Raw genomic sequence first — 16,862 nt, forward strand, 5'->3', positions numbered from 1 at the left:
CTACGTTTTTTCTGCAAGAAACACATTAAATCGTTAAAAGGATTTTAGGGATTATTACGTCTTTGAAACCCTAAATTAATGTCGTACTTTGTAACTTCCTGTTTTCGGGTCAAATAGGATAAGATCTTCTGGAAATAAAGAAGAAAATGCTCTACATTGGATAAGTTCTTTGGGTCTTCCAAATTCAAAACCATCTGTATTCATTACAATCATTTTATCACATAACTGTATGGCAAAATCGATCTCGTGAGTCGAAAACAAGATTGTTTTCTGAGTTTCGAAGGCTAATCGTTTTAAAAGTTTCAGAATATAAGCTTTATGATATACATCTAGATGCGTAGTAGGCTCATCTAGCATGATAAATGGAGTATCTTGGGCGATTGCACGAGCGATCAGTACTTTTTGTAATTGTCCGTCACTTAATTCGAAACATCTTTTGTTAACCAACTTGGTAATATGAGTGACTTCAATCGCTTTTTGTATTTTTTCTATATCCTCATCAAGTAATTTTCCAACCCAATTTGTATAAGGTTGTCTGCCCAAAGCTACTAATTCTTGTACAGTGAGATTTTTTGAAGCTATTTGTTCTGTGAGTACGATGCTTAGTTGCGAAGCAAGTTCTGAAGTTTTGTAGGTTCTGATTTCTTTGTCAGATAAAAAAACATCTCCTCTTAGCGCGGGTTGCACTTTTGAGAGTGTACGTAGTAGTGTAGACTTACCAATACCATTGGCACCAACCAAGCCTACAAGTTCACCTTCATATAGTTTTAGATTGATATCTGCAGCGACTACTTCGAGATTATTCTTATGACGATAACCAATAGAAAGTCCTTCCGTTTGTAAAACGATATTTTTATTTTCGGTATCTGCAGATGCTATCTCCATAAGCTCTTAAAATAACATTTTTCGTTTTCTAACCAATAACCAAATTACAATCGGAGCACCTATCAAAGAAGTAATAGCATTGATTGGTAATGTGTATTCGGTTCCTGGTAACTGAGAAACTGTATCACAAATTAACATAATCATACTTCCTATTAATATGACTGCTGGTATCAATGTTTTATGATCCGAAGTATGAAATAGTTGTCTTGTAAGGTGTGGTACTGCCAATCCTATAAAGGCAATCGGTCCTGCAAAGGCTGTAATACTTCCCGCTAACAAACCTGTAGCCAAAATAATCAAGAAGCGACTTTTTTTAATATTTAATCCAAGACTACGAGCGTAATTTTCTCCCAAAAGTAATGTGTTTAGTGATTTGATTGAGAAAATTGCCAGTATCATCCCAATAAAAATAATTCCAGAAAATATGATAACATCAGTCCAAGATAAATTTCCTAGACTTCCGAATCCCCAAAAAATAAATCGCTGTAACTGTTCAGCAGGTGCGAAATATGAAAGTACACTTACAATGGCAGCTGTAATACTACCAAACATTAATCCGATGATAAGAATAGCCATGGTATCTTTTACTCTAATAGAAACGAGCATTACCAGAAAAAGTACCAAAACACTTCCCAAACTCGCTGCTGCCACCAATCCCCAATTAGATACCAAAAATAATGCAGTACTTCCACCAATAAGAGTGCTTCCTAAGATCAATAAAGCTACACCTAGACTTGCTCCAGAACTTATTCCTAATACAAATGGACCTGCCAGCGGATTTCTAAATAAGGTTTGCATTAATAATCCCGAAACACCTAATCCACTTCCTACGATAACCGCAGTAATAGCCTTTGGCAGTCTATAGTCGATTATAATATGTTTCCATGATTCTTTTTCTACAGTACCTCCAACTAAACTTTTTAAAGTATCTACCCATGGAATGAGTACAGATCCAAGACTAATGTTTGTTATAAAACATAACAATAGTACTATAGCTATGATGAGAAAAACTGCTTTATATGATTTATTTGGGGTCAATTAGTTTAGTTTTTCAAAAAAATAAGGTTCGTAATCTTTTAATAATTCTGGATGTGCTATTTGGATAATATCTTTTAGAATCAAATCCGGTCGCATAGGTCCTAATTCATAATATATCAATCCACCTTTGGATCCAGTTTTTAGAGTAGAAGAATATACGGTTTTATTTTTAAAAGCTTCAAAAAAAGTATATCGATTGTTCTTTTCTTTTAGTTCTTCTAACGATCTAGAAGAACCAGAACCTATCCAAAGCTCTGCGTTTTGCGCTTTTTCTAAAACACTTTCAAAATTCAGCGCGATACTCCCAGTTTTTTGTGTGTCTTTCCACAAATAATTGGTATTTGCGTCTTTTAAAAATTGGGCAACATAACTGTTTCCTCCGGGAACATGCCATACGTCTTTAAACATATTTCCTGATAAAACTGTAGGTTTTTTTTCTGTGTTTTTTGCTAGCGCAGTAGCTTTAGTATAGTCTTGTTCTATTTTGTTAAAAATGCTATCAGCTTCTTTTTGTCTATTATAAAAAGCAGCCACAAACTTTATCCATTCGGCTCGTCCTAAAGGATGTTGTTCCATCCAAGAACCATTCATTACAACTGGAATTCCAGTTTTTTCTAGTAAATCATACGTTTTGGTGTCTCCGGTGGCAGAATACCCTATGATAATTTCGGGAGCTAGTTCTAAAGTTAGCTCTGTATTTAAATGTCCGTTATTTCCTAGTTCTAGAATAGATCCATTATCTATTAAAGCACGAGTTTTTTCTGATGATATATAATCACAATGTGGAAAGCCGATTAGTTTGTTTTCCAGTTGTAAATACTCTAACATCGGAATATCTGTAGTAGAGGTAACTACGGTTTTTTCTACTGGAATTTTTATGTAAGATACTTTTCCTTTTACATCTGGTTTTTCAGTTCCTTTTGGATATAAAATATAGGTAAATCCATTTTTTGCATCAGGCCAAGGGGATGTAATTTTAATTTCTTTATAGGTATCCTTATTTTCTATAGTAAATCCAGTAGCGTAGGAGACTTGTTGGGAAAAAAGTTCTGGTACAATAGTAGATGTAGTTTCTTTTTTTTCTTCTTTACAAGAAATAAAAAGGAGGTATGGTAGTAAGAGAAAACAAAATTTATTCATTTGAATTTAAATATTTTTCAAACTTCGAAATATTTTTTGAAAACCTGCTAAGAATTACCGTTAATTTGTACAACTTAATTTTTAGATATGTCTTTTTTATGTTCCTGGAGTGGGGGAAAGGATAGTTGTTATGCGATGCATATGGCAATAAAAGATGGATATTCACCATCTGTTTTATTAAATGTATTGAATGAGTATGGTGATCGATCTCGTTCTCATGGAATTCCAAAAGAAATTCTAAAAGCGCAAGCTAATGCGATGAGTCTTCCTATTTATTTTTTTGAAAGTAGTTGGGGGGATTATGAGCGTCTGTACATTGAAAATTTACAATCATTGACCAAAAAATACAGTTTACAATCTGCTATTTTTGGTGATATTGATATCGAATCACATCGTCAATGGGAAGAAAAAGTATCGAATGCGGCAAACCTAAATGCGATACTGCCTATCTGGCAACAGCCCAGAAAACAATTAGTTTTGGATATGATAGCGTATGGTATTGAAGCGATCATCGTTTCTTGTAATAATGATCTAGGTTTTGATTATTTAGGAAGAACGATTGATCAAGAACTTATTCAGGATTTAGAATCTTTAGGAGTTGATGCTTGTGGCGAAAATGGAGAATATCATACCTTGGTTATTAATGCACCACTTTTTAAGAAAAAGTTAAACGTACAAGTTGTAGAAAGAGAAACGTCTTCTAATTATAATTTTGCCAAGTTAGAGTTGGTATAAATTGATACTAATTAAATTTTTACAACTTCTCCGTATTCTAATTTAATACTAAAAGAATCTTTTAAGGCTATTTTTTGCAAGTGAGAAAGTAATGCTCTTATAGGGCCTGCATGAGATACAATGACTATTTTTTCATCTATATTAGAGGGTAGGTTTTTATAAAAGTCAAGAATTCTTTGTTGAAGCATCACATATGATTCTCCGTTGGGAACAGGAACATTTACAAAATCTTCCATCCATGGATTCAGTTCTTTTTTAGAGATATCATCCCAAGCTTTTAATTCCCAATCACCAAAATCTAATTCCTGTAGTCTCTCATCGAATATTATGGGAAGGTAAAAACTTTCCGCAAGTAGTTTGCATCTTTTTAGCGGACTGCTGTAGACTCTTGTAATTTCTTTTAGCGGGAGTTTCGTGTGAATTTCTGACACTTCAGCGTTAAAATTATTGGTAACATCCAGATCACTTTGCCCGTAGCAGATTCCTTTTTCTATGTTTGGAGTGGTATGTCTTACCAGATATATTTCCATAATGCGATAACACTTAGATAAAAAATTACTTCACTCAATTGTTGTACTGCACCAGCACAATCTCCTGTTTGGCCTCCAATCCATTTTTTAAATTTAGCCGCTAGGAACATTTTAGAAAAATACATTGGTATAATCGCTAAACCTACTAATGGATTAAAGAAAAATACAAGCGGAACGATTCCAAAAAATCCACTAATCAATAACATCGATAAGCTCATACTTTTAGCAGCAGGTTTTGCTTTGCTATCTTCCGTATCTCTAACATAGGGATGTGTATAAATTAAAGTAGTCGCTATAAAACGACTGAGACTATGACCAGAAATTAAAATTAGTGGTATATAAGATGTTTCAATTTCTCTTAATGCAGAAAATTTAATAGCAAGAAGTAGCAGAATTCCAATAGTACCATAGGTGCCTAATCGCGAATCTTTCATGATAAGAAGGATCTTTTCTTTGGTCCAACCACCACCAAAACCATCACAAACATCAGCAAAACCGTCTTCATGAAAAGCTCCTGTTGTATAAATGGTACTTACCATAGATAATAACAAGGCAATTTCTGTAGAAAACAACAAAGAAAAACCATAAAATACAATAGCTCCAATACCACCAACAAGTATTCCTACTAAGGGGAAATACTTAGAACTTTTTCGTAAATATTCAGGATCATGATTTACCCATTTTGGGCATGGAATTCGAGTGAAAAACATCAGAGCTGTAAAAAATATATGGATTTCTTTCTTCATGAAATGACTCTTAGGTTTTGTTACGAATTGATCGATATTGTTATATTTTCAGAAAAGTACTTCCAAAAAGGAATAAAAGCCGAAATACATAAGACTATCGCTAGTAGTATTCCTATGATCCCTATTTTATGTTTTTTTAAGGTAGCAATAACACCAAGGTATATACTTAATAAAGAAAGGCTAACCGTTACCATTTTGAATAATCTGGTAAACGAAACAAGATCGTCAATAAAAATAAAGCGAATTTGTTTTCCTGAAATGATACTATGCTGTATTTCATGCATTTTAACATGGTATTTATAAGCAAAGAAAAAACCAACCAAAGCAACAAGTATGGATACAATACTTTTTTTCACTTTGTTAAGATTCTGATGTATTTACAGATGCTTCTTCGAAGCTAGCCATATTGTTTAAAAAGGCAATAGCAGAAGTTATTATTGGGTACGCTACAGCAGCTCCTGTTCCTTCTCCTAATCGCATGCCAAGATGAATTAGTGGTTTTTTTTCTAGAAAGTTTAGCATTTTCTGATGACCTTGTTCATTAGAAGTGTGTGCAAAAATACAGTAATCTAATACATTTTCATACATAGCATTAGCAGCCACTAAGGCAGCGGTAACGATGAATCCATCTATGAGAATAGTCATTTTTAGTTCGGCAGCTCTAAGAATAGCACCAGTTGTCATTGCAATTTCAAAACCTCCAAAAGTGGCCAATGCTTCATTTGCTGATGCTGGTTTATGTTTTTGAAAAACTGATTGTAGAACAGCCTGCTTTTTCTTTTTAGCATCTCCCTGAACTCCTGTCCCAGCTCCTACACATTCTTCAATTGGTATTTTTGTAAAATAAGACATAAGTAATGAGGCAGCGGAAGAGTTTCCGATTCCCATTTCACCAAATCCAATAATATTACATCCATCATTATAAACCTCGGTTACCAAAGAAGCTCCCGTTTGTATAGCTTTACAACATTCATCGCGAGACATTGCGGGTTCGTTCTCGTAATTCTTAGTACCATATGCAATCTTAGCATCAATTAGTCCTTCGATTTGATCAAAGTCATGATTTACACCAGCATCTACAATTTTAAGAGCTATATGATGCTGATTACAAAACGCATTAATAGCAGCGCCTCCATGTAAGAAGTTGTATACCATTTGTTGCGTTACCACTTGCGGATAAGGATTTACTTCTCCTTTTTCTGCAATACCATGATCTCCAGCAAAAACTAAAATCGTAGGGTTATCTAGACTTGGAACACTAGTATGTTGGATAAGGCCTATTTGCAATGCAATTTTTTCTAAAACCCCTAGTGATCCTACCGGTTTGGTTTTAAGATTAATCTTATGTTGAATCTTACTTTCTAAGGACTTATCGAGAGGTGTTATCGTAAAATTCATATTATTTTATTTTTACAGGTATTCCAGAAACCATGAAAATGGCTTGATCAGCATGTTTGGCAATATGTTGATTCATCCAACCCTGAAGTTCTGTGAATTTTCTTCCGATTTCTGTAGTTGCATGAACGCCCATTCCTATTTCATTAGAAATGATTATAATATTAGCTTCTATCGTAAGGAGTTTATTAAATTCTTTTTTTGCTTGATCAAGGGACATTTCAATGTCATTTTTGGTATCTACAAAGAAATTGGTAAGCCATAGGGTTACACAATCAATAACTACAGTAGTATTTTTCTGAATTACTGTAGAGAGTTCTTTTTCCTCTTCAACGGAAGTCCAAGCATCACTTCGATCCGCAATATGTCGATCGATTCGCTTTCTGTGATCACCATCCCAAACTCTGGAAGTTGCTATGTAAACTGGTTTTTTGGAAAGTTCTAATGCTAGATTTTGTGCATAACTACTTTTTCCAGAACGTTCTCCACCAGTGATGTAGTACAACATTTTTTTAAGGCTTTAGAGTGCGCAAAGATACTAGTATTATCAATTTATTTGTTAAAGTGGATGCAATTTCAGAGAAATATAATACATTCGCGCAGAATTTTGGTTTTGATACGCTTTAATAGCGTAGAGAATTAAAAGGGAATCAGGTGAACTGAAAATGTGAATGTAGCATTACGAATTACGATTTCTGTCATATTATCGTAAGCCTCACATCTCATATTTTAAATGAGTATTCCTGGGCTGTTCCCGCAACTGTGAGCTTTGTCCGCCAAAAGCGGATGCTTGTTGTTAGTTCTTTTAACCACTGTCCGCCTGAGGCGGATGGGAAGGTAAACAACAAGACGCGAGCCAGGAGACCTGCCTAAGTTCGATATGTCAAACTTTCGGGATAGAGGTTTTGGTATGGGTAAACTACATACTTTTTTCCGGTAATTGTAAACAATAAGTCATTTAGGAAATGAACAAAAAAGTGTTTTTTGGGGCTGCACTCGTATTCATGGCATCCCAGGTTGTTTCTGCACAGCAAACAACAACAGAAGAAGAAGTAAATGAATTAGAAGAGGTTGTCATCTCTGATTCAAAGTTTAATCTCAAAAGAGAACAGAGTGGTAAGGTAATTACCAAAATTACATCAGAAGAATTAGAGCGCAGTCAAGGGCAATCTTTGGCTACCATTTTGAATAGAGTGGCGGGTATTGAAATTAATGGTAGTAATAGTAGCGCCGGTAAGAACTTAAATTACAACATTCGAGGAGGTGGTAATCGTCAGGTAGTAATAAGAATAGATGGTGTAACTGTAAATGATCCTTCTACTATTTCTGGAGAGTTTGACTTACGACTTTTATCGCTAGATCAAATAGAATCTATTGAGATTCTAAAGGGAGCCTCTAGTACGTTGTTTGGTTCAGGAGCAGCTACTGGTGTAATCAATATTACTACAAAAGCTGAAAGTACAAATAAAATATCAGCGAATTTTCAATCTAGTATTGGTACAAATCAATCTCAAGAAGAGCAAGACTATGATGTAAATGAATTTGTGAATTCGGCTTCAATTAATGGAACGGTAGGTAAAGTGAGTTATATTGCAAGTTTTAGTAATCAATTCACTGATGGATTGTCTGAAGCGGAAAAATTTGAAGATGATTCTTCAAATGAACGATTTGACAGAGATGCATATAATAAATATAATGTGTATGCTAAACTAGGATACCAATGGAATAAGAACTTTAGATTTCATTTTTTTGGAAATTTAGATGATTTCAGAAACGAGTTCGATACGGGGAATGGTATAGATGGAAATAATAGTGGTTCGAGCAGACAATTACGCGGAGGAAGTTTTTGGGAAGCAAAATATCCAAATGGGAGTTTTACTTTTGTGGATAGCTATGCATTATTAGAGCGAGAATTTTTAACTGATTTTCCTTCTAGAAGTGAAAGTAGAGTGTATACGTTTGATGCCTACAATAAATATAAATTTGGGAATTGGCTTTATACAGTAGTGGGAGCGAACGGTTCTTATAGTGATTATAACGGGTTTAGCGCTTTTGGTAGAAACGAACCGCTAACGCAAACTATTAATGATCACGAAGCTGATTTTGATATTATCGATCCGTATATAAATGTAGTGTATGCTTCTCAATTTGGTTTAAATATAAATGCAGGAGCAAGATTGAATATCCATAGTGCTTATAATAATCATTTGGTTTATAATATAAATCCATCATATACATATACTTTTGGAGATAATTACATAAAAGGACTTGCTTCTTATAGTACCGCTTATATAACACCTTCCTTGTTTCAATTATTTGCACAAACTTTTGGGAATAGTGATTTAGAGCCTGAAGAAAATAGAACAATAGAAGTAGGAGCAGAATTTTCACTCGATAAAAAAACAGTGATGAGTGCTGTGTATTTTAATCGTAATCAGAAAAACGCTATTGATTTTGTTAATTCGCAATATCAAAATATATCAGAAGAATTTACAACTAGTGGATTAGAAGTTGAGATAAATTCAAAGTTATTTGAAGATAAACTTGTTTTAGGAGGTAATTTCACATACACTAAAGTAGATGAAAACCTTTCCGTTATAGGTATTCCTGAAATTAAATTTAATGCTAGTGTTGGATATAATTTATCACCTAAGTCTTTCGTGTCACTCAATTATCAATATAACGATGATAGAGCAGGTCGATTTACGGATTTTATGACTTTTGCATCCGAACCTAGAACACTGGATAGTTATGGAATTTTAGATTTTTATATAAATCATAGGTTAATGGATAATTTAAGTATCTATGCAGCGATGAATAATATTACCAATGAAGAATATCAGGAGATTTTTGGATTTAGTACTAGAGGTAGAAATGCTAGAATAGGTTTTAATCTAACTTTTTAAGAAAAGATATTATATTATTTCAACTAAAAAAACTCAGGTCGCTAAGACTTGAGTTTTTTTAGTTTTTATATGGATACAAATATATTTATTCTTTCGTATCGTTGTCGATAGTTTTATACATTCTCTGATAGTTAGGCAGTTTCATTTTACTTTCACCTATAGTTTCTAGTGTTAGGCTCTTAGCATTCGTATTAATTCTATTTCCTAAAATATTATCAATAGCAGCTTTTAATAGCGGTTCGTTTGGATCTCCCAAAGTCCCTAAATTAGAAAAGTCTTCCGCAAGCTCTATTTCAGGAGTAAATCCACCAAAGTAATCTGTAAAACCAACAGAGTTTAATGATCTTAGTACTAATGGTTGCATTGCATATGTGTGACCTGGATTTGCACCATTACGACCAAAATTATCAGAATCATATAAAGTAATGGACGCCTGAAATTTACCTCTTGTTGTTGTCCCCACTTGTATTACATTAATATAAGGATCTAATCCATTAATTAATAACTCGCTTGCAGAAGCGGAGCTTCTACTTGTTAATACATATAATCTGGTCAAGTTTAAACTATTAATTCCAGCTCCTGTTCTTATGGTATTGTCAAAGAGGTTTGTTCCTCCAAATTGCTCTTGTCGATCCTCATTCCATTCTTCTGTGGAGAATATTTGCCCATTAAATTGACCAGTAATCATACTGGCTAAATCAATTGCTGAGGTAACAGAACCACCACCATTATATCGCAAGTCTAATATAAGATCTGTTACATTATCTGCAGCTAATTGTCCGAAAGCATTATTTAGTTGCTCATCAAAGTCTCCTGTAAATCCATTGTACATAAGATAACCTACTGGGTTTCCTCCAACATCAATAGTACTGGAGATAAACACAGGATTTTCTGTGTACTGCACTTTCGTTAAAGAAACAGAAGTACCAGTTGGTGTAACATTGTCTCCATCAAAAGTCGCTAAACCAATAGTATAGGTATCTGGATTTAATAAAGTGCTAAAATTTTGATCTGTAATTTGTGTGCCATCTATAGTATTAAAAACATCTCCTCTTTGTATTCCTTTGGTTTCAGCATCTGTTCCTGGTAATACGTAACGAACGTATCCAAATACATTAGAAGCATCATTTGGGTAACGTACCAGACCAAATTCCATCCCATTGTTTCTGGTAATACCATCAAATGCTTGTTCTAGCGCTACAAAATCATCCACCAAAAAACTAAATTCATCCACATCAACCCCACTAGCAGCATCTACTTCTTGTGTTCTGAGGGCTGCAAAGATAGCTTCAGGAGAAGAGAATCCGCTTAAAAAGTCGGTATATTCCTGATTAGAAGAAAATCGATCATTTGCCAAATCATTTACATCGGTTTTATATAAATAGAAGGTATTCATACCTTTCCAGATAAAATCATTTATTTCTACTACACCCGATAGACCAGGAACATCATCATTATCATCAAAACAACTGGTAAAGGAACTTCCCAATAGAAGGGTTACGATCACATACTTTAAAATTTTCATATACTTTCTTTATTTATATAACCCTAAAAATAGGGACTTTATTATAATTTTAAAAAATTGTGTAACAAATTATAGAGGTAGTCGTCTCCCTAATATAAAGCTAACATAAAAAGCTTTGTAACCACCAACCAACGAAATATGAAAGAAAGGGCATTTATAACGCTTACTAATAGTTTTAAAGACAAGCTGTATAGGTTGGCTAAGAGATTGTTGGTGAGTAATGAAGAAGCGGAAGATGCTACGCAAGAAATTTTATTAAAGCTATGGCGAAACAAATCGAAAATGGCAGAATATAAAAATGTAGAGGCTTTTGCCATGACGATGACTAAAAATTATTGCTATGATAAATTAAAAGCGAAAGAAACTGGTAATTTAAAAATTGTACATAGCAATTATAAAGATGAAAGACCTTCATTACAAAGAGAGGTAGAAGCTAAAGATAGTTTGGAGTGGGTCAGTAGAATCATGGATGATTTACCAGAACAGCAACGAATGATCGTACAACTAAGAGATATAGAACAATATGATAATGCCGAAATTGCAGAAATGATGGAAATGAACGAAACTGCAGTTCGGGTAGCTTTATCAAGAGCAAGAAAAACAATACGACAAGAATTATTAAAAAAACACAATTATGGAGTTGTCTAACATAGAAAAATTACTGGAGAAGTATTTTGAAGGAGAAACGACCCTTTCTGAAGAAAAAGAATTAAAGGTTTATTTTACCGGAGAAAGTGTGCCGTCGCATTTGGAGAGATACAAGGATTTGTTTCAGTTTTTTTCTAATGAAAGCCAAGTAACTGCAAGTTCAGAAGTAAGTTTAAAAACTAATACATCCAAAGTTCCATGGTATACCTGGATAGGAGTAGCTGCATCAATAGCTTTAATTGTGGGGCTATTTATAAAAGATATCCCAGCAGGAGCCGATCCTGAAGGCGTGTATGGTACTTATGACGATCCTGAGATTGCGTTACAAAAAACCAAAGAAGCCCTCGATTTGGTTGCCAGTTTAATGAATGAGGGTAAAAAGGAGCTAGTGTACCTAAATGAATTTGACAATGCCAAAAAAGAATTGGTATATATCAATGAGTTTGAAAACACTAAAAATAAATTAATAAAATAAACACGAATACTATTTCCCGATGGGGAGTCTTAAAATTGAATTAATTATGAAAAAGTTTGCAATAATATTAGTAGCAGCATTAGTACCATATTTCTCTATTGCACAAAGCAATTTTGATAAGTACGAAGATATGAACGATGTATCGTCTATAGTGGTAACAAGTAAAATGTTTAAATTGTTAAGTAAGATTGATCTAGAAAGCAATGATCCAGAAATTAAAGATTATGCGAATCTGGTAAAGAACATTAAAAACATTAAAGTCTTTGTTACCGAGAAGAACGAAATTGGTCAGAAAATGAAAGCCGATGTGCAAAAGTATCTTAGTAATACTTCATTAGATGAACTGATGCGTTTTAAGAGTGATGGAAAGAATGTAAAGTTCTATTCTAAGCCTGGTAAAAATGATAATTTCGTTACAGAACTCTTCATGTTTATGGAAGGTATGGAAAACGATGGAGGTCCTAATACAGTGGTAATGACCATTACAGGAGATATAGATCTTAGACAGGTTTCTAAAATAGCAGATCATTTAAATGTTCCAGGAGGAGAAGAACTTAAAAAAGTAAATAAGAAAAATTAAACTTATATAATTAGTTTATGTTATACAAGCTTCTTTAGATAATTGTATCTAAAGAAGCTTATCATCAATCAATCAACCATTAAAACCAAATAAAATGAAAAATATTAGTAAGCTTATCCTTGTAGTTTGCGGATTACTATATATAAGTTGTAGTAATGAACAATCATTGCAAAAGTATTTTATCGATCATCAAGGAGATAAGGATTTTGTTGCCGTGGATTTAGCAACCAGCCTTTTGGACGCTAGAACAAGAGAAGCTAATCTTTCTGATGACGAAAGAGAAGCATTAGAAAGTATTAAGAAGGTTAATTTTTTAGCGCTCCCAATTAAAGAAGATAAAAGCGAAACCAAAACGCGGTTTGAAGAAGAAAAAACTAAGATCAATTCGATTTTAAATGCTGAAAAATATGAAACACTAATGAGGTTTGGTTCTAATGGAACAAAAGCGGTATTAAAATTTGAAGGAGAAGAAGATAATATCGATGAAATGATTGTATTTGCATCTAATAAGGAACGTGGTCTAGCTTTGGTAAGAGTGTTGGGTGATGATATGAAGCCAGCGAATATTGCGAAACTAATGAACGCAATAGATAAAGGAAGCGTAGACATAGGTGCTATAAAAGATATTATAGGAGAGGTTAACATCAACTAATAATATAAATTTTCAGATAAAAAAAGCTTTGATCATAAGTCAAAGCTTTTTTTTATCTAAATAAACTCAGTTGGCTATAAGAACTTAATTCTAAAAATGATTTAATTAGTTGGTTTCTCATCGTAAAACGAAGAAAAATTTATCTCTATGTTTATTTTTTCTAAAATCTCCATACCAATGGGTTTTTATTAAAAAAATACTCTTCTTCTGTACATTTTATCTTTTATTGATATACTGTACGGACTTGTTTAATTTTTTTGGATTACATTAACTTTAGGTAAAAACTGTTTCATTGTCTGTGAAAATATAATAAAAACGAAAAATACTGTTAATTGAAATAATTAACAGCATTTTCAATGATTGATGAATGTATATGTGATTGGTTAGTTTGAAATATTGATCACTTAAAAATGAATCTTGATACGGATTGCTTGCTCCAATGAAATATCATTATCCTGATCTTTCAAAGATTTTACAAACTCTGGAGTTACTCCATGGATTTTTAGACTTCTCGCTTGATCAGCAGAAATATTGCTATATCCAAGGTCTTCAAACGGCTTTACAAACTCAGGAGTAACATTATGAATTTTAAAAGATATAATATCATCTAAAGGAAGATTGCCGAACCTTGTCTTTTTAAAGTCTTTAATAAATTGTGGTGATACGTTATGTATTTTAAGAGACATAAGATCATCTATAGAAAGATTATTGTATCCCATTTTTGCATATTCCGAAGCATAATCTGAAGATACATTATGAATCTTAAGAGATTTGGCATCATCCAAAGATATATTCTTGTAACCTGCTTTTTTAAAGGTGTTAATAAACTCTGGAGTTACATTATGTATCTTTAATCCAACTACTTCATCTAAAGGAATATTTTTATATCCCGCATCATGATATCTTTTAATAAAATCAGGCGTCACATTATGAATTTTTAAAGAGATGATATCATCTACAGATACATTGTCATAACCAAGTGCCTTAAACTGTTTGATAAAATCATTTGGAGTCGTTTGCTGACTCTTTTGATATCCTTTACCAGAACTATTTGTAGAACTTGATTGGCTATATTGCTGTGCAGCGTTTGTTAATTGGGGAGTTACATTGTGAATTTTCAATTTCACGGCTTCTTTTAAGGAAATATTCTTTTGTCCAGCCTTTTTATAAGATTCAACTAAACTTGGTGTTACATTATGAATCTTTAAATTCTTAGCTTCTTTTAAAGTAATATTTGGATACCCCATTTTTTGGAAACTTTGTACAAAAGTAGGAGTTACATTATGTATTTTAAGGTTCTGTGCTTCTTTTAAAGTAATGTTTTTGAAACCAGCATTTTTGTACGCCTGAACATATTCTGGTGTTACGTTATGGATCTTAAGGTTTTGTGCTTGTTTTGCCGAAATATCAGTATATCCTTCTTTTTTGAAATTAGCAATAAAATCAGGGGATACATTATGAATCTTTAATTTCATATAATCTTCTAAAGACATCTTTTTATATCCATTATCTGAGTAGGACTTGATAAACTCTGGTGATAGGTTATGGATTTTAGCCTTAGTAATTTTCTTTAATGATGTTTGTTGACCGTTTACTTTGTTGATGAATTTTATGTACTCGAGATCAACATCAAAAAGATTCAACTTACTCACTTCATTCATAGTATAGTCATTGTAGCCAAGGTTAGCTAACCCTTTTCGATACATCTTCAGTTTATCAAGAGAAAGCCCTTTATGGATAATATCTTCAAAATCATCCTGATCTAAAGAAAGATTTTCTTGTTTTAAATACGCTAAATAAGTTTCATCAAAATCAGTAAGGAAACAATGAACAAGTTCTTCATTATCAGCCGAAAATCCATAATCTCTTAATGCTTTACTGAAATTGGTATTCGGAGTGAAGGTATATCTTCCATCTCCAAGCCCATTTTCAAATTCTCCTGTAAATAACATAGTTCCTGCATCTCTGGTAATTTCAAAATTTTGTTTGTTTCCAGCTGGAAAACCTGCAAAGAATAAAGGGTCATAACATCTAGTAATAGACCAGTAACTTCTTTTTAGTGGTTCTGCATTTCGATACATAATACATAATTTTCCTCCTCCAAGCTCTGCATCCCAAGATCCTCTGGTATAATCATTCTTAAATTTTGATTCTTCAAAATGTTCTTCAGATGGAGTTTCTATTTCATCAGAATAGAAAGCATCGTTTTCTGCGGGTGTTGGATTCATGTGAACGGGATTAAAAGATAATACGGTTAGAGCTAGTAATGGAATAATGATTAGGTATTTCCATCCTGATTTCGCTGTTGATTTTTTAGAATTCATCATAATTATTCGTTTTTTGAGAAATGATTGATTGTAACTTGTTGCCAAACCTGTTGGCATATCTGGGGTTGAAACTTTTAGTAAATTCATTTGATATACCTCTTTATCTTCACCTTTTTTTAGCATACCATCATCGGTAAGATATTCCAGGTTGTTATCAATAGCCTTGCGGTATAACCATGCGAATGGATTAAACCATTGTATGGTAACTAATAATTCTACTAATAACATATCCAAACTATGAGCACCAGCTATATGCATTTGCTCATGTTTTAATATTTGTAAATAGGTATCTGGATCGTATTGATTTGGGTTTATAAATATTCTGTTCCAAAAAGAGTAGGGAGCATGATTAGTATCTGTTTCTACAATTTTATAGGCATCCACTTCGATACTTGGATATTTTATCATCCTGAAGATGAGTACCGCAAGTTGTATCAAGAAATTTATGCCAAATGCCATCACACCTAATACATAGATATAAAGCAAAATTGATTTCCAATCTAGAGCAATGATTGATGGCGAAATAGTTTCTGTAATACTTTCTGAAGTTGAAGTTACGGGAGCCGAATCAGAGAATGATATTGTTTTTTCAATCGAAGCATTATTATTCTCTGAGATTGCTGTTTGTTGGATCTCGGAATCAGCCGAAGGCTGAAAAATTGTAGTCTTGAATGAAATGTTTTCTGGTACGGAAATAAATGGTAAACAAAAAGATACAAGAACTAAACCAACTAAAACCCATCTATTTAGATGATAAAAGGTTTCTTTAGAAAGAAATAACTGATATATGATATAGGATAAACCTATAAGAGCAGCACTGTAGATGATATAAGCCATTACTTGTTGTTTTTGATGAGTTTGATGATTTCTTCTAATTCTTCGGTATTGATCTTTTCTTCTTTGGCAAAGAATTTAACTAAGGCTAGAGGTGAATTATCAAAGTAATTATTTACAACCTCACCCAAAACATCTTTTTGGTAATCATTTTTAGAGATCAAAGGATAGTATTGAAAACTATTGCCAAAAGCTTTATGACTAATAAAACCCTTTTCTTCCAAAATCTTTACGATTGTAGCAGTGGTATTATAATGAGGCTTAGGATCTGGTAACTCTTCTATAATTTCTTTGATAAAAGCTTTTTCCAGTTTCCACAAACTCTGCATAATCTGTTCTTCTCTTTTGGCTAACTTTTGCATGATGTCTAATTTTGATAATACAAACATACTCCTAATAAATTAGTTAAACAACTAATTTATTAGGAGTAAAACTAATTTATTAGG

At 33.0% G+C, this 16,862-nt stretch carries 17 protein-coding genes and 1 riboswitch; of the genes, 6 read left to right on the top strand and 11 right to left on the bottom strand.

The window, feature by feature from the left end:
• Positions 1-75: 75 nt before the first annotated feature.
• Genes ABD077_RS18620 through ABD077_RS18630 form a run of 3 tightly spaced genes read right to left on the bottom strand, consistent with a single transcriptional unit; the run spans position 76 to position 3,063 of the window.
• Positions 76-885, bottom strand: a complete 810-nt coding sequence (locus ABD077_RS18620) for an ABC transporter ATP-binding protein (protein ID WP_343913739.1) — start codon at positions 883-885, stop codon at positions 76-78.
• A 6-nt stretch (positions 886-891) separates the two neighbouring features.
• Positions 892-1,923 (bottom strand): FecCD family ABC transporter permease, encoded by a 1,032-nt coding sequence (locus ABD077_RS18625; protein ID WP_343913740.1) that lies wholly within the window; start codon positions 1,921-1,923, stop codon positions 892-894.
• The gene (locus tag ABD077_RS18630; RefSeq protein WP_343913741.1) at positions 1,924-3,063 is read right to left on the bottom strand and encodes an ABC transporter substrate-binding protein; all 1,140 of its coding nucleotides are present in this window, start codon (positions 3,061-3,063) and stop codon (positions 1,924-1,926) included.
• An 87-nt stretch (positions 3,064-3,150) separates the two neighbouring features.
• On the opposite strand from ABD077_RS18630, the gene ABD077_RS18635 reads away from it, so the two are divergent.
• Positions 3,151-3,798, top strand: coding sequence for a Dph6-related ATP pyrophosphatase (locus ABD077_RS18635; protein WP_343913742.1), 648 nt, complete (start codon positions 3,151-3,153; stop codon positions 3,796-3,798).
• Between the two features lie 11 nt (positions 3,799-3,809).
• Here ABD077_RS18635 and cobC read toward each other — a convergent pair whose 3' ends face one another.
• From cobC to ABD077_RS18660, 5 genes are read right to left on the bottom strand one after another with little or no spacing between them, the layout of a single operon-like run.
• Positions 3,810-4,328: an alpha-ribazole phosphatase gene (cobC, locus tag ABD077_RS18640; RefSeq protein ID WP_343913743.1), complete on the bottom strand. Its 519-nt coding sequence runs from the start codon at positions 4,326-4,328 to the stop codon at positions 3,810-3,812.
• Positions 4,310-5,074, bottom strand: a complete 765-nt coding sequence (locus ABD077_RS18645; protein ID WP_343913744.1) for an adenosylcobinamide-GDP ribazoletransferase — start codon at positions 5,072-5,074, stop codon at positions 4,310-4,312. The genes cobC and ABD077_RS18645 overlap by 19 nt, the downstream gene beginning before the upstream one ends.
• A gap of 20 nt (positions 5,075-5,094) precedes the next feature.
• Complete coding sequence (locus ABD077_RS18650) at positions 5,095-5,430, bottom strand: hypothetical protein (protein ID WP_343913745.1); 336 nt, start codon at positions 5,428-5,430, stop codon at positions 5,095-5,097.
• A gap of 4 nt (positions 5,431-5,434) precedes the next feature.
• Positions 5,435-6,472, bottom strand: a complete 1,038-nt coding sequence (gene cobT, locus ABD077_RS18655) for a nicotinate-nucleotide--dimethylbenzimidazole phosphoribosyltransferase (protein WP_343913746.1) — start codon at positions 6,470-6,472, stop codon at positions 5,435-5,437.
• Position 6,473: 1 nt separating this feature from the next.
• Positions 6,474-6,977: a bifunctional adenosylcobinamide kinase/adenosylcobinamide-phosphate guanylyltransferase gene (locus ABD077_RS18660; protein ID WP_343913747.1), complete on the bottom strand. Its 504-nt coding sequence runs from the start codon at positions 6,975-6,977 to the stop codon at positions 6,474-6,476.
• A gap of 83 nt (positions 6,978-7,060) precedes the next feature.
• A riboswitch (cobalamin riboswitch) is annotated at positions 7,061-7,356 on the top strand.
• Positions 7,357-7,434: 78 nt separating this feature from the next.
• Here ABD077_RS18660 and ABD077_RS18665 point away from each other — a divergent pair.
• Positions 7,435-9,375, top strand: a complete 1,941-nt coding sequence (locus ABD077_RS18665) for a TonB-dependent receptor plug domain-containing protein (RefSeq protein WP_343913748.1) — start codon at positions 7,435-7,437, stop codon at positions 9,373-9,375.
• An 85-nt stretch (positions 9,376-9,460) separates the two neighbouring features.
• Here the strand turns inward: ABD077_RS18665 and ABD077_RS18670 are convergent, their stop codons facing one another.
• Positions 9,461-10,900, bottom strand: coding sequence for a S41 family peptidase (locus ABD077_RS18670; protein ID WP_343913749.1), 1,440 nt, complete (start codon positions 10,898-10,900; stop codon positions 9,461-9,463).
• Between the two features lie 138 nt (positions 10,901-11,038).
• On the opposite strand from ABD077_RS18670, the gene ABD077_RS18675 reads away from it, so the two are divergent.
• From ABD077_RS18675 to ABD077_RS18690, 4 genes are all read left to right on the top strand, one after another.
• Positions 11,039-11,548 (top strand): RNA polymerase sigma factor, encoded by a 510-nt coding sequence (locus ABD077_RS18675; protein ID WP_343913750.1) that lies wholly within the window; start codon positions 11,039-11,041, stop codon positions 11,546-11,548.
• Complete coding sequence (locus ABD077_RS18680; RefSeq protein ID WP_343913751.1) at positions 11,535-12,023, top strand: hypothetical protein; 489 nt, start codon at positions 11,535-11,537, stop codon at positions 12,021-12,023. Before ABD077_RS18675 ends, ABD077_RS18680 begins: the two co-directional genes overlap by 14 nt.
• Positions 12,024-12,069: 46 nt before the next feature.
• Positions 12,070-12,603 carry a DUF4252 domain-containing protein gene (locus ABD077_RS18685; RefSeq protein WP_343913752.1) on the top strand — a complete coding sequence of 178 codons (534 nt, stop codon included), beginning with the start codon at positions 12,070-12,072 and terminating at the stop codon, positions 12,601-12,603.
• A 94-nt stretch (positions 12,604-12,697) separates the two neighbouring features.
• Positions 12,698-13,255 carry a DUF4252 domain-containing protein gene (locus ABD077_RS18690; RefSeq protein ID WP_343913753.1) on the top strand — a complete coding sequence of 186 codons (558 nt, stop codon included), beginning with the start codon at positions 12,698-12,700 and terminating at the stop codon, positions 13,253-13,255.
• A 404-nt stretch (positions 13,256-13,659) separates the two neighbouring features.
• Here the strand turns inward: ABD077_RS18690 and ABD077_RS18695 are convergent, their stop codons facing one another.
• Both ABD077_RS18695 and ABD077_RS18700 read right to left on the bottom strand, forming a co-directional pair.
• Complete coding sequence (locus ABD077_RS18695; protein WP_343913754.1) at positions 13,660-16,419, bottom strand: M56 family metallopeptidase; 2,760 nt, start codon at positions 16,417-16,419, stop codon at positions 13,660-13,662.
• Positions 16,419-16,778 (bottom strand): BlaI/MecI/CopY family transcriptional regulator, encoded by a 360-nt coding sequence (locus ABD077_RS18700; RefSeq protein WP_280936580.1) that lies wholly within the window; start codon positions 16,776-16,778, stop codon positions 16,419-16,421. Before ABD077_RS18700 ends, ABD077_RS18695 begins: the two co-directional genes overlap by 1 nt.
• Positions 16,779-16,862 lie beyond the last annotated feature (84 nt).

Source organism: Aquimarina litoralis (assembly GCF_039523995.1).
Lineage (GTDB): Bacteria > Bacteroidota > Bacteroidia > Flavobacteriales > Flavobacteriaceae > Aquimarina > Aquimarina litoralis.